Here is a 14,102-nt window from a genome sequence, read left to right as displayed (position 1 = left end):
CGACCCATCGTAACAAAGCCTGCCGGGGCTGGCCGCCGCCATCGTCATCCGCCTGCCCGTACCATGGCGTGCGTTGCCGCCCGATCCATCAACCTGAATCATGAATCCCAGCGCACGACGCCAATGCCTGCCGCTTTCCGCCCTGCTGCTGCTGCCTTTGGCGGTGACGGCCGAGCCATTGCCGACCGCCCTGCCGACGGTGCAGGTGCAGGCCGCGCGGGTGCCCGGCGTAGACCCCTTCGCCCTGCCCGCCAGCCTGGATACGGTGTGGATCGACGCCGACCGTACCGGCCCGGGCACGCAGCTGTCCGAGGCGCTGGGCGGAGTGCCGGGCCTGCTGGCCCGGGACCGGCAGAACTTCGCGCAGGACACCCAGCTGTCGATCCGTGGCTTCGGCGCCCGTTCGACCTTTGGTGTGCGCGGGGTGCGGGTGCTGATCGATGGGGTGCCGGCGACCATGCCCGATGGTCAGGGCCAGCTGTCGCACGCCAGCCTGCTCGGTGCCGAGCGCATCGAGGTGCTGCGCGGGCCGTTCTCGGCCCTGTATGGAAATTCGTCCGGGGGCGTGCTGCAGGTGTGGAGCGCGCAGGGCCAGGCCGGTGACCCGTGGCGGGTGCGGGTGAATGCCGGTGCCGACAACACGCTCAGCGTCGGCGCGCAGCTGCGCGGGGCGGGCCCTGGCGTCGACTACAACGTGGCCGCCAACCATTTCAGCACCGATGGCTGGCGTGACCACAGCCGCGCGCGGCGTGAATCGCTCAACGCGCGCCTTGGCACCGAGCTCGCTGGCGGCCGCCTGGAGTTGCTGCTCAATGCGCTGCACGCGCCCAACGCGCAGGACCCGCTGGGCCTGACCCGCGCGCAGGTGGCGGCCGATCCACGCCAGGCCACGGCGGTGGCTGAGCAGTACAACACCCGCAAATCGGTGCGCCAGCAGCAGGCAGGCCTGCGCTGGACCCGTGAAGCCGGTGCGCAGCGCTGGCAGCTGATGGGCTATGCCGGGCAGCGCGCGGTGACCCAGTACCTGCCGATTCCGCCGGGACCGCAGGCCAACCCATTGCATGCCGGTGGCGTGATCGACCTGGACGGCGGTTATGGCGGGTTGGACGCGCGCTGGGGCTGGAACGGCGATCTGTGGGGGCGCCCGCTGGACCTGGTGGTGGGCGTGAATGCCGATCGCCAGCGCCAGCACCGCACCGGCTACGAGAACTTCGTCGGCACCACCGTGGGGGTACGCGGCCGCCTGCGTCGCGACCAGATCGACATCGTGCAGAACGTGGACCAGTTCGCCCAGGCGTGGTGGCAATGGAGCCCGCGCTGGTCGCTGCTGGCCGGGGTGCGCCACAGCGCGGTGCGCTTCGAATCGGATGATCGCTACATCGTCGGGCGCAACCCGGACGACAGTGGCCGCCGTCGCTACCAGGCCACCACGCCAGTGGCGGGTGTCAGCTTCGAGGCAAGCCCGCAGTGGCGCCTGCACGCGGCGATCGGGCGTGGCTTTGAAACCCCGACGTTCAACGAGCTGGGCTACCGCGCCGACGGCCAGGCCGGGCTGGCGCTGGATCTGGCGGCCGCCCGCAGCCGCAGCGTGGAAGTGGGCAGCAAATGGCATGCGCAGGATGGAAGACAGCTCGATATCAGCCTGTTCCGTGCAGATACCGACGATGAGCTGGCCGTTGCCAGCAACACCAACGGCCGCAGCACGTACCGCAACATCGGCCGTACCCGCCGCCAGGGTGTGGAGCTGCAGTACCGGCAGCCGTTGGCCGAGCAGTTGGAGCTGCAGCTGGCCTGGACCTGGCTGCAGGCGCAGGTGCGTTCGCCCTATCTGGCCTGTGCGGCCAGCAACTGCGCAGTGCCCGACACCGTGGTTGCCGCTGGCAGCCGCCTGCCCGGCGTGCCCCGGCAGCAGGCGTATGCCCGCCTGCAGTGGTCGCCGGGGCAGTGGCAGTGGGCGCTGGAAGCGGCCGCCAGCAGCGACGTGGTGGTGAATGACATCGCCACCGAGCGCGCAGCGGGATACGCGCTGCTGAACCTGGAAGCCGGTCGCCGCTGGGCGCTGCAGGCCGGTGACCTGCGCGCATTCGCACGTATCGACAACGTGCTGGACCAGCGGTACATCGGCTCGGTGATCGTCAATGACGGTAACGGCCGGTTCTTTGAACCGGGGCCGGACCGCCGCGCCAGCGTTGGCCTGCAGTGGTCATGGCGCTAGGCGGGCCCCGGTAGCGCCGGGCCATGCCCGGCGATCGCGCAGCGCGGACGTGACGGATCCGCCGGGCATGGCCCGGCGCTACCGATCAATCCGGGGCCTTGGCGGGCACGAACGGCGAGGTTGGATCGCTGGCCGGGAAGGTCTCTTCCAGCGCCTCGTCCTGGTTGTCGCTGGCGTGCTGCTTGCGCTCGCGCCGCTTCAGCGGACTTTCCTGGCCACCGCGATTGCGGTCACCGCAGTCCTTGCGGTCCTGTGCGGCCTGTTCAGGCCGGCGCACGACGGGCAGTACGCCCTCGTCCGGTGTCGACATGCCGGCGCCACGGTCCTCGGCGTCGGCCAGATCGTGTTTGCCGCGCTGCTCGCCCGGCTCGGGGGTGTGGTTCTCACGCAGGGGGTCACGGGTGGTGGTCATGGGGCGTTCCTCCGGTAGGCCTCCACTAGAGCGCGGACGAAGTAAAGCCACTGCGAACCTGGCGTCATGAACATCTTTGTCACGACTGGATAACGGCGGCGCGCGTATTCCTGCCCACCCGCCCTGCTGCAGGAGCCGGCCATGCCCCGTCTTGAACGCCCCGCCCCGTCCGTGTTCAACGCCCTGCTGGATCCGCTTGGCCAGCGCAGCACGCAGCGCCGGACGCGCCGCCTGGAGGATCCGCAGGCGGTGGCGCAGGATTACCTGCAGTACATGCTGAGCGACTACGAGGAACGCCGCGGGCAGGGGCATCGCAACTGGCGCGATCTGTGCCCGGTGTACGCCTTCGCGCTGACCACCCACGCCGCTGACTGGCCGCGTGGCGGCGAGGCCGATACCAGTGGCGAACTGGCCGAGCACTGGGACCAGATGCGCGGACAGTCGCGCCTGAACTGGGCACAGGCGCAGCCGGTGGTGGAAGATGCCTGGCGCGCGCTGGACCATATCCCGGCCGCTGCGGTGAGGCCGCTGCTGCAGTAGTGCCGGTCGCTGGCAGGCATCGCCAGGATTCAAGGAGCTGCCGGCCAGCGGCCGGCACTACCGCATGGTCTGCACGTGGCCGACACGGTTGTTTCACGGTAGCCGGCTGAAGCTGGCTACCCCTGCTGAAACACAGGTGCGCATCATGGCCCGCCCGATCTGGACCGGTACGCTTTCCTTCGGCCTGCTCAACGTACCGGTCTCGCTGATGTCCGGCGAGCGCAAGGTCGACCTGCACTTCCGCATGCTGGATTCGCGCGATCGCAAACCGATCCGCTTCGAACGGGTCAACGCCGACACCGGCGAGGAAGTGCCGTGGAAGGACATCGTCAAAGCCTACGAGTACGACAAGGGCAGCTACGTCGTGCTGGAGGAAGACGATATCCGTTCGGCGGCGCCGGAAAGCCATGAAACGGTGGAGGTGGAAACCTTTGTCGACGCCAGCCAGATCGACCCGCGTTACTACGAGAAGCCCTATCTGCTGGTGCCGGGTAAAAAGGCCGAGAAAGGCTACGTGCTGCTTCGGGAAACGCTGCGCAGCACTGGCAAGGTCGGTATCGCCCGGGTGGTGGTGCGCACGCGCGAGTACCTGTGCGCGGTGATGCCCAACGATGACGCGCTGGTGCTGATGATCCTGCGCTATCCGCAGGAACTGGTCGAGCCTGACGACTACAAGCTGCCCAGTGGAAAGCTTGCCGATTACCGCATCACCAGCAAGGAAACGGCGATGGCCGAGCAGTTGATCGAGTCGATGGCCGGTGACTGGGATCCTTCGCAGTACCACGATGAGTTCCGCGAACGCCTGCAGCAGGTGCTGAACAAGCGCATCAAGTCCAAGGGCGGCACCACCCAGGTGGAGGACGAGCCGGCACCGCGCGAGGACGCAACCACCAACGTGGTGGACTTCATGGCGCTGCTGCAGAAGAGCCTGGATGCCAACAAGCGCACGCCGGCGAAGAAGGCGGCCGCGCGCAAGGCTCCAGCCAAGAAGGCAGCGGCGAAGAAGGCACCGGCAAAAAAGGCCGAAAAGAAGGCGGCAAAGAAAACCCCTGCGCGACGCAAGGCAGGTTGAGCCATGTCGTTGCATCAGTACCGCCGCAAGCGTCGGCTGGGCGGGGGGAGCGGACAGACCCCGGAGCCGGACGATGCACCGGCACGAGGCAATCCGAAGCGGCGGCCGATCTTCGTGGTCCAACTGCACCACGCCAGCAGCCGCCACTACGATTTCCGCCTGGAAATGGAAGGCGTGCTGAAAAGCTGGGCGGTGCCGAAGGGGCCGTCGCTGCGGGTGGGTGAGAAGCGCCTGGCGGTGGAGGTGGAAGACCACCCCCTGTCCTATGCCGGCTTCGAAGGTGATATTCCGGAAGGCCATTACGGCGCCGGCCACGTCGATGTGTTCGACCACGGCAGCTGGGCCTGCGAAGGTGATCCGCTGCAAGCACTGGCGGCGGGCAAGATCGACTTCGTGCTGCACGGGCAGCGCCTGGCCGGTGGCTGGAAACTGGTACGCACGGCGATGAAGGGCCGCCAGGTGCAGTGGCTGCTGATCAAGCGAGATGACGCGCAGGCACGGGATGCGGAGGCGGACGATCTGCTGCACACGCCAGAGCGAACATCCGCGAAGAGGTCCCGGGTTTCAGCGAAGGAGACGGCTCCAGCGCCACGTGCCGCACATCCACGCAAGGCCGATGCACGCTGGCATGCGCGCGCGCTGCAGCTGGACGAGGCGCGCGACAGAAGCTACCCGCACCAGTTCAAGCCACAGCTCACCGATCACCGCGACACCGCGCCCGATGGCGAGCGTTGGCTGCATGAGATCAAGTGGGATGGTTACCGGTTGCTGGCTGATGTGCACGAAGGTGAGGTGACGCTGCGCTCGCGCAATGGCCTGGACTGGACTGCCGATTTTCCCGAAGTGGTGCAGGCGCTGCAGGCGCTGCCGGTGCGCGATGCGCGTCTGGACGGGGAACTGGTGGTGCTGGACGACAACGGCCGCAGCGACTTCGCCGCGCTGCAGCGGGTGATCGATGGCAGCTCGAAACAACCGCTGCGCTACATCGTGTTCGACCTGCCGGGCGTGGCCGGGGTCGATATCAGCCGCGCGCCGCTGCTGCAACGCAAGGCACTGCTGAAGGAACTGATCGGCGATGCAGTTGGCACGCTGGCCTTCAGCGAGCACGTCATCGACCACGGCCCTGCCGTGTTCGAAGCCAGCGGCAAGGCGGGCTTCGAAGGCATCGTCAGCAAGCAGGTCGATGCGCCTTACGTGAACACCCGCGCACGCAGCTGGGTGAAAGTGAAGCACGAGGACACCGATGAATTCCTGATCATTGGCCACACCGCACCCAAAGGCTCGCGGGTGGGATTTGGTTCGCTGCTGCTGGCCACGCCGGACAAGGGCGGCCTGCGCTATGTCGGCCGCGTCGGTACCGGCTTCGACGATGAGGGGCTGCGCGCGCTGGCGGCCACGCTCGCGCCGCTGGCGGTGAAGGAGGCGGTGCTGTCGCTGCCGGCGCACGTGCCGTTGCGTGCGGCCAGCGTGCGCTGGGTCAAGCCGGTGACAGTTGCCGAGGTCGCGTTCCGCGGCTGGGGCAAGGAAGGGTTGCTGCGCCAGGCCAGCTTCAAGCGACTGCGCAGTGACAAGAAGAAGGAGGACCTGGCGATGAGTGCAACACCGGCCGATGACGGCGACGACGTTGCCATCACCCATCCCGAGCGCGTGGTGTTTGCGAAGAAGAAGCTCAGCAAGGGTGATGTCGCCGATTACTACCGGCAGATGGCGCGCTGGATCCTGCCGGAAATCAGTGGGCGACCGCTGTCGCTGCTGCGCTGTCCCGATGGCGTCGGCAAGGCCTGCTTCTTCCAGAAGCACCATGGCCAGGGCCTGGGTGATGCGGTGCATGCGGTGCCGCTGCAGCAGAAGAGCGGGCGCGAGGACTACGTCTATATCGATGACGAACGCGGCCTGCTGCAGCTGGTGCAGATGAACACCCTGGAACTGCATCCGTGGGGCGCGACGGTGGCCGATCCCGAACATCCCGACCGGCTGGTGTTCGATCTTGATCCGGGTGAGGGCGTGAGCTGGGCCGACGTGAAGCGCGGCGCGCGCGATGTGCGCGATCGACTGCAGCAAACCGGGCTGCAGAGCTTCGTGCGGCTTTCGGGCGGCAAGGGCGTGCATGTGGTGGTGCCCCTGCAACCCGCAGCCGACTGGGACGAAGCCAAGGCGTTCTGCGAGGCGTTCGCGCAGGCGATGGCCGAACAGGCGCCGGATCGCTACGTGGCGACGATGAGCAAGGCCAAGCGCAGCGGAGTGATCTTCATCGACTGGCTGCGTAATACACGGGGAGCGACCAGCGTGTGCTCGTGGTCGCTGCGCGCGCGGGAGAGCGCGGGAGTCGCGGTGCCGCTGCGCTGGGAAGAACTGGCGCGCGTGAGCGCGGCCGATGCGTTTCCGATGGACAAGGCGTTGGCACGGGCGAAGCGCTTGAAGGCGGATCCGTGGCAGGGCATCGACGCACTGAAGCAGACGCTGCCGACGCTGCAGTGGTAGTGCCGGCCGCTGGCCGGCAACTGCAGGTTTGCTGGGCTTGCCGGCCAGCGGCCGGCACTACCCGTATCCGGGCATCGACGCGTTGAAGCAGCGGTTGCCGATGTTGCCTATGTCTGGACATTCACGGGCTGAAACAGCGACGCTGCAGTGGTAGTGCCGGCCGCTGGCCGGCAACTGCAGGATCATCGAGGTTGCCGGCCAGCGGCCGGCACTACCGGTATCCGCTCAGCGCCGATCGCGCGATGCGCGGCGGCCGAACCACCAGCCCAGCAGCAACTGCACCGGCAGCGAAACCAGCAGGCCGATGACGAACCAGTGCGGGAAGTCGCCGCCCATCACCCACAGGCCATAGCCCGCGCCGAGCACCAGCAGAGACCAGATCGAGGTGCCATGCGCGCGTGGCCAGCACGGCGCGTAATACGTGGCGAAGGCAATGGCGGCGATGCCACCCAGCACGGTGAATGCCAGGTCCCAGCCGAGCTGGGCCTCGCTTCCCGGCGTCATGCGCAGCAGCGATGGCAGCCAGCCCGCGGCACTGCTGACCAGGGCCAGCGCGAGCACCGCGCCGATCAGCGCGAGCAGGGAGAGAAAGACGGTCTTGAGCGTGCCGGGCATGCGCGCATTGTACGGCCGCCGGGGTGCGCGGCGCTGCCGGCAGATCGGCATGGCCGCCGTGCCCGTGGGAGAGGGAAACGGACACGGCGGCCATGCACAGGGGGGTCAGGCAGCGAAGTCGATCACCACGCGGCCTTCGATGGTGCCGGCGTGCATGCGCGCGAACACCTCGTTGACGTTCTCCAGGCGGTCGGTGCTGACCGTGGCGGCAACCTTGCCTTCGGCGGCGAACTGCAGCGACTCCTGCAGGTCCAGGCGGGTGCCGACGATCGAACCGCGTACGGTGACGCCGTTGAGCACCATGCCGAAGATGTCCAACGGGAAGTTGCCCGGTGGCAGGCCGTTGAGCGAGACAGTGCCGCCGCGACGGACCATGCCCAGCGCCTGTTCGAAGGCCTTGGGCGAAACCGCGGTGACCAGCGCACCATGCGCGCCACCGATCTCCTTCTTCAGGAACGCGGCCGGATCGGTGGTGCGCGCGTTGACGGTGACCTGTGCGCCCAGGCGCCTGGCCAGGGCCAGCTTGGCGTCGTCCACATCCACCGCTGCCACGTTCAGGCCCATCGCGCGGGCATACTGCACGGCCATGTGGCCGAGGCCGCCGATACCGGAAATGGCCACCCAATCACCGGGCTTGGTGTCGGTGACCTTCAGGCCCTTGTACACGGTGACGCCGGCGCACAGCACCGGTGCGATCTCCACGAAGCCCACTTCCTTCGGAAGCAGGCCGACATAGTTGGCATCGGCCAATGCGTACTCGGCGAAGCCGCCGTTGACCGAGTAGCCGGTATTGCGCTGCGTTTCGCACAGCGTTTCCCAGCCACCCAAGCAGTGTTCGCAATGGCCACACGCCGAGTACAACCAGGGGATGCCGACCCTGTCACCTTCCTTGATGTGCCCTACCCCGCCTCCCACGGCCACGACGTGCCCCACGCCCTCGTGGCCGGGGATGAACGGCGGGTTCGGTTTCACCGGCCAGTCGCCCTCGGCGGCGTGCAGGTCGGTGTGGCAGACGCCGCAGGCCTCGATCTTGACCAGCACCTCGCCCGCCCCCGGGCGCGGTACCACGACTTCCTCGATGACCAGCGGCTTGCCGAACTCACGGACGACGGCGGCCTTCATGGTTCTGTTCATGCGTGCTTCTCCGTAGTGCGCTTGCAGACAGGATGGCGCCGGCCCCATGCCCGCGCCTTGATCCCGATCAATCCTCAGAAGAAGCCGAGCTTCTTCGGTGCGTAGCTGACCAGCAGGTTCTTGGTCTGCTGGTAATGGTCGAGCATCATCCGGTGGTTCTCGCGGCCGATGCCTGACTGCTTGTAGCCGCCGAACGCGGCGTGCGCCGGGTAGGCGTGATAGCAGTTGGTCCATACCCGCCCGGCCTGGATCGCGCGGCCCACCCGGTACAGTCGCGCGGCATCGCGGCTCCAGACGCCGGCACCCAGCCCGTACAGCGTGTCGTTGGCGATCTGCAGCGCTTCTTCTTCGGTCCTGAACGTGGTCACCGACACCACCGGCCCGAAGATCTCCTCCTGGAACACGCGCATGCCGTTGTGGCCCTTGAACACGGTGGGCTGCACATAGAAGCCGCCGGCCAGGTCGCCACCGAGCGCGGCCTTGTCGCCACCAATCAGCACCTCGGCGCCTTCCTCGCGGCCGATGGCGATGTAGGACAGGATCTTCTCCAGCTGTTCGCCCGATGCCTGCGCACCCACCATGGTGTTCGGGTCCAGCGGATTGCCCTGGCGGATCGCCGCCACGCGTTCGAGCGCACGCTCCATGAAGCGTTCGTAGATCGATTCCTGCACCAGTGCGCGCGACGGGCAGGTGCACACCTCGCCCTGGTTGAAGGCGAACATGACGAAGCCTTCCACCGCCTTGTCGAGGAAATCATCATCCTCGGCCATTACGTCGGCGAAGAACAGGTTCGGCGATTTGCCGCCCAGCTCAAGCGTCACCGGAATCAGGTTCTGGCTGGCGTACTGCATGATCAGGCGGCCGGTGGAGGTCTCGCCGGTGAAAGCGATCTTGGCGATGCGCGGGCTGCTGGCCAGCGGCTTGCCCGCCTCCAGGCCGAAGCCGTTGACCACGTTGAGCACGCCCGGCGGCAGCAGGTCGCCGATCACCTCCATCAGCACCAGGATCGACGCCGGGGTCTGTTCGGCAGGCTTGAGCACCACGCAGTTGCCGGCGGCCAGCGCCGGCGCCAGCTTCCAGGCCGCCATCAGCAGCGGGAAGTTCCACGGGATGATCTGCCCGACCACGCCCAGCGGTTCGTGGAAATGGTAGGCCACGGTGTCGTCGTCGATCTGCGACAGGCTGCCCTCCTGCGCACGCAGGCAACCGGCGAAGTAGCGGAAGTGGTCGGCCATCAACGGCACGTCGGCGTTGAGCGTCTCGCGGATCGGCTTGCCGTTGTCCCAGGTCTCGGCGTGGGCCAGCAGTTCCAGGTTCTGTTCGATGCGATCGGCGATGCGGTTGAGCAGCAGCGCACGGTGGGCGGCCGATGTGCGGCCCCAGGCGTCCTTTGCGGCGTGCGCGGCATCGAGTGCGGCGTCGATGTCCTCGGCGTTGGAGCGGGCAACTTCAGTGAACACCTGGCCGTTCACCGGCGAGATGTTGTCGAAGTACTGGCCGCTGCGCGGGGCGATCCATTCGCCACCGATGTAGTTGCCATAGCGCGGCTTGAACAGGGAGCGCGGATCGGTGGCATGCGGGCGGGTGGACGGTACGGCGTTCATGGCGGCTCCTGTGGTGGGCATGGTGCATCCACAGGCGCAAAGACGATGCCAACTGTGGCCTGCTGCGCTGCATCACGCCTTCATCGCCCGGCCGTCGGTGATCCTGTCGCGCGCCCTGCGGCAGCGCAGCAGGCGCGGCCGTTGCAGGCCGACGCGGGGTGTGCTGTTAATCGGGACAGGTCCCGCAACAACTGTCGCAATGTGCGACACAGGAGGCTGTCGGTGTCCCCGCTTGCTCCCGATCCCCGCCTGGGAAGTGCCCGGCGCAGTTTCTTCGAGCGCGGCGCTGCGCCCGTCGGCGCGGTGCCCGAGGCGATCCTGCATTCCTGGCAACGCTGCCAACGGCACGGCCTGCTGGTGGATGCGCAGCCGGCCGCCGAACCACTGACCGACAACCGCCTGCGCGAACTGCGCCAGCGCCGCGAGCGCCTGTGGCGACAAGCGCGCCCGGAGCTGGACGGACTGGCGGCGGAAATGACCCACAGCGGCAGCATCGTGCTGCTGACCGATGAAGACGGCTGGATCCTCGACGCCGAAGGCAGTGCCGGTTTCCTCGACAAGGCGGGTCGTGTCGCGCTGATGCCGGGCATGCGCTGGGACGAGGGCACGGTCGGCACCAACGCGATCGGCACCGCGCTGGTCGACGGGCGCGCGCTGCAGGTGCGTGGCGGCGAGCACTACTTCGCCCCGCACGGCATCCTCACCTGTTCGGCCGTGCCGATCCTGGATCCCTACGGGCAATGCCTGGGGGTGCTCGATGTGTCCGGCGACGCGCGGCTGCCACACGTGCACGCGCTGGCGCTGGTGCGGCAGGCGGTAGCGCAGATCGAGCACCGCGGTTTCGCCGACGGCCTGGCCGACTGCGAGCTGCTGCGCCTGCATCATCAACCCGCGCTGCTGGGCAGTGCGCGCGAAGGCGTGCTCGGCTTCCGCGGCGGTCGCTTGGTTGCGGCCAATCGTGCCGGCCTTGCCTTGTTCGGGCTGGATCGCCAGGACATCGGCCGCACGCCGTACGAAGCGCTGTTCGAACAACCGCTGTCGCGGCTGGCAGATGACGGCGTGCTGCTTGATCGCCAGGGCCGTCGTCTGTACGGCGTGCGCGAGGCCCGTGCGTCGCGACGCAGTGTGGCTACGCCTGGACCGACCGCGCCGTTGCCAGCGAGTGCGCAGGGCCCACTGTTCGATAGCGGGCAGCAACAACAACTGGCCACCGCAGGACGCGTGCTGCAGGCCGGGTTGCCGGTGCTGCTGCAGGGCGAGACCGGCACCGGCAAGGAAGTCTTCGCGCGGGAACTGCACGCACGCAGCACGCGTGCGGGAAAGCCCTTCGTCGCGGTGAACTGCGCGGCGCTGCCGGAAGGGCTGATCGAAGCAGAGCTGTTCGGCTACGAGGAGGGTGCCTTTACCGGTGCGCGCCGGCAGGGCAGTCCGGGCCTGCTGCGGCAGGCCGAGGGCGGTACGTTGTTCCTCGATGAGATCGGCGACATGCCGCTGGCGCTGCAACCGCGCCTGCTGCGCGTGCTGCAGGAACGCGAGCTGTCACCGCTGGGCGGCGGCAAGCCGGTGAAACTGGATTTCGCACTGGTCTGCGCCAGCCACTGCGAACTGCCGCAGGCGGTGGATGCCGGTCGCTTCCGTGCGGATCTGTATTACCGCATCGCCGACCACGTGGTGACCCTGGCGCCGTTGCGGCAGCACCCCGATCGCGCTGCCGTGGTGGATGCCCTGTGGCAGCAGCTGGGACAGGGCCATGCGTTGTCGTCGCAGGCCCGCGCGGCGCTGGCCGCCCATGCCTGGCCCGGCAACCTGCGCCAGCTGAGTGCCTGCCTGCGCACGCTGGCCGCACTGGCTGAGCCGGGGCAACCGGTGGGCCCGCAGCTGCTGCCCGCGGACGTACGTGCTGGCACGCCCACCGCGCCCGCAGTGCCTGCCAGCGGGGCATTGGAGGAAATCGCCGAGGCGGCCATGCGCCAGGCGCTGGCCGAGTGCCAGGGCAACGTCAGCGCGGCCGCCAAGCGGCTGGGGATCAACCGCAGCACCCTGTACCGCCGGCTGGGTACACCACGCGGCTGAGCGGATGCGCTGGCGCCGGGTCTGTGCCCGGCTCCAGCAGGGGCCGAGGGATCAGCCCGCCAGCACCGCGGCCTCGCGTGCCAGGCGCTCGACGCTGTCCCAGTCGCGGGTCTGCATCAGCGCGGCGGTGGTCAGCCACGAACCGCCCACGCACAGCACGTTGGGCAGATGCAGGAACTGGCTGGCGGTCTGCGCACTGATGCCGCCGGTCGGGCAGAAGCGCACATCGCCGAACGGGCCGTGCCACGCCGACAGCATCGCCGCACCACCGGCCTGCACCGCCGGGAAGAACTTGAAGGTGTCCAGGCCGTGTTCCAGGCCGACGATCAGCTCCGAACCGGTGGCCACGCCAGGCAGGTAGGGCAGATCGGCATCGCGCGCGGCGGCATACAGCCGTGGGGTCGCCCCGGGCGACACCGCAAAGCGGCCGCCGGCCTGTTTCACCGCCTGCATCTGCGCGACATCGAGCACGGTGCCGGCACCAATCACCGCATCCGGCACGGCCTCGACCATCGCCTTGATGGCTTCCAGCGCGCGCGGCGTGCGCAGGGTCACCTCGATCACCGGCAGGCCGCCACGGAACAGCGCCTGCGCGACCTGTACCGCATCGTCGATGTCATCGGGGGTGAACACCGGAATCACCGGTGCCAGTTTCAGTACCGCACGAACGCGTGGATCAGCGCCGGACATCGAATCGCTCCTCGCCCACCAGGGCCAACACATCAGCTTCGCTGACGGGACTGAAATCGCCGGGAATGGAATGCTTCAGGCCCCCGGCGGCCAGGCCGAAGCGCACGGTGGCGTCGGCATCGAAGGCCGACAGGATGCCATGCAGGATGCCTGCCGCGAAGGCATCACCGCCGCCGATGCGGTCGACGATGCCCTGCAGCTGGCGTACCGGGGCCTGTGCGCGGGTGCCATCGCGGCCCAGCAGCAGCGCGCCCAGCGCATGGTGGTCCACGCTCAGCGTCTGGCGCTGGGTGCAGGCCATCCACTGCAGCTGCGGGAACGCTTCGAACGCGGCCGCGGCCGCCGCTTCCACGCGCGCGACCACGTCGGCCTGTTCGAAACGCTGGCCGAGGATGACCTCGATATCGCGGTAGTCGGCAAAGACGATGTCGGCCTGCGCGAACAGTTCGTGCAGGATCGACCGCGCATCGCCACCCCAGCGCTGCCACAGCTTCGGCCGGAAGTTGCCATCGAAGGACACGCGCACGCCCAGTGCACGCGCAGCGCGCGCTGCGGCCAGGGTGGCCTGCGCCACGTCCGCGCCCAGCGCCGGGCTGACCCCGGACAGGTGCAGCCACTGCGCGCCCTGCAGCAATGCGGGCCAGTCGTAGTCGGCGGCGGTGCTGTTGGCGAATGCCGAATCGGCACGGTCGTAGACCACTTCGCTGGCCCGTTGCACCGCGCCGGTGGTCAGGAAGTACAGGCCCATGCGGCCTTCGGCATCTTCGCGCACGCCGCGCGTATCGACCCCATGCCGGCGCAGTTCGGCCAGCGCATGCGCGCCGAGCGCGTTGCCGGCAACGGTGCTGACCATGGCCACGTCATGTCCAAAGCGGGACAGCGAGACAGCCACGTTCGCCTCGGCACCGCCGACATGCACCTGCAGCTGCGGCGACTGCAGCAGCAGTTCGCGACCGGGCGCACCCAGGCGCAGCAGCAGTTCCCCGAAACACACGATACGACCCATTTCTGCTCCTTCACGCGTGCCGCCCGCATGTGACACTGGGCGGCGTGGTAGTGGACCACGCGTGGGGCGTGGAATTGGCTAGCGGTGTCATTTCAATCCCGCCCATCCTTGCCCTTAGCCTACCAAACTGTTGGAAGCATTGTCCTGCAAGCGTCTTGGAGACATTTCAGATCTGTTGCGGTGCAAGATGCCGGATCGGGAACGTGCTGTTAACGTCCGGCCTGACCAGCGGTGTCATCCCGCTGAAACAGCCGCGATAC

The 14,102-nt window shown here is 68.1% G+C and carries 11 protein-coding genes; 5 read left to right on the top strand and 6 right to left on the bottom strand.

The features are described 5' to 3' along the window. The first annotated feature begins 100 nt into the window (after positions 1-100). Positions 101-2,215, top strand: a complete 2,115-nt coding sequence (locus tag BW38_RS01405; protein WP_032978464.1) for a TonB-dependent receptor — start codon at positions 101-103, stop codon at positions 2,213-2,215. Positions 2,216-2,300: 85 nt separating this feature from the next. Here BW38_RS01405 and BW38_RS01410 read toward each other — a convergent pair whose 3' ends face one another. After that, positions 2,301-2,627 carry a hypothetical protein gene (locus tag BW38_RS01410; RefSeq protein WP_025875523.1) on the bottom strand — a complete coding sequence of 109 codons (327 nt, stop codon included), beginning with the start codon at positions 2,625-2,627 and terminating at the stop codon, positions 2,301-2,303. A 141-nt stretch (positions 2,628-2,768) separates the two neighbouring features. On the opposite strand from BW38_RS01410, the gene BW38_RS01415 reads away from it, so the two are divergent. From BW38_RS01415 to ligD, 3 genes are all read left to right on the top strand, one after another. Then, entirely contained in the window at positions 2,769-3,167 is a 399-nt protein-coding gene (locus BW38_RS01415; RefSeq protein ID WP_025875521.1) for a hypothetical protein, read from the top strand. Between the two features lie 145 nt (positions 3,168-3,312). After that, positions 3,313-4,239, top strand: coding sequence for a Ku protein (locus tag BW38_RS01420; RefSeq protein WP_032978584.1), 927 nt, complete (start codon positions 3,313-3,315; stop codon positions 4,237-4,239). Between the two features lie 3 nt (positions 4,240-4,242). Beyond that, entirely contained in the window at positions 4,243-6,720 is a 2,478-nt protein-coding gene (ligD, locus tag BW38_RS01425) for a DNA ligase D (protein ID WP_032978462.1), read from the top strand. 225 nt (positions 6,721-6,945) lie between these two features. On the opposite strand, the gene BW38_RS01430 is transcribed toward ligD, so the two are convergent. From BW38_RS01430 to adh, 3 genes are all read right to left on the bottom strand, one after another. Then, a complete protein-coding gene (locus BW38_RS01430) occupies positions 6,946-7,335 on the bottom strand; it encodes a hypothetical protein (RefSeq protein WP_032978582.1) in 390 nt (129 codons plus the stop codon). Positions 7,336-7,440: 105 nt separating this feature from the next. Continuing rightward, positions 7,441-8,469, bottom strand: a complete 1,029-nt coding sequence (adhP, locus tag BW38_RS01435; protein WP_025875513.1) for an alcohol dehydrogenase AdhP — start codon at positions 8,467-8,469, stop codon at positions 7,441-7,443. A 74-nt stretch (positions 8,470-8,543) separates the two neighbouring features. Further along, positions 8,544-10,073: an aldehyde dehydrogenase gene (gene adh / locus BW38_RS01440; protein ID WP_032978459.1), complete on the bottom strand. Its 1,530-nt coding sequence runs from the start codon at positions 10,071-10,073 to the stop codon at positions 8,544-8,546. A 222-nt stretch (positions 10,074-10,295) separates the two neighbouring features. Here adh and BW38_RS01445 point away from each other — a divergent pair, with 222 nt between their 5' ends. Then, positions 10,296-12,146, top strand: coding sequence for a sigma-54-dependent Fis family transcriptional regulator (locus BW38_RS01445; protein ID WP_032978457.1), 1,851 nt, complete (start codon positions 10,296-10,298; stop codon positions 12,144-12,146). Between the two features lie 51 nt (positions 12,147-12,197). Here the strand turns inward: BW38_RS01445 and eda are convergent, their stop codons facing one another. After that, the gene (gene eda / locus BW38_RS01450) at positions 12,198-12,836 is read right to left on the bottom strand and encodes a bifunctional 4-hydroxy-2-oxoglutarate aldolase/2-dehydro-3-deoxy-phosphogluconate aldolase (protein ID WP_032978454.1); all 639 of its coding nucleotides are present in this window, start codon (positions 12,834-12,836) and stop codon (positions 12,198-12,200) included. After that, complete coding sequence (locus BW38_RS01455; RefSeq protein ID WP_032978451.1) at positions 12,823-13,842, bottom strand: sugar kinase; 1,020 nt, start codon at positions 13,840-13,842, stop codon at positions 12,823-12,825. Before BW38_RS01455 ends, eda begins: the two co-directional genes overlap by 14 nt. Positions 13,843-14,102 lie beyond the last annotated feature (260 nt).

It is taken from the genome of Stenotrophomonas sp. RIT309, assembly GCF_000632045.1.
GTDB lineage: Bacteria > Pseudomonadota > Gammaproteobacteria > Xanthomonadales > Xanthomonadaceae > Stenotrophomonas > Stenotrophomonas indicatrix.
Note: the sequence above shows the minus strand (reverse complement) of the source record. Positions and strands in the feature narration are given on the sequence as shown.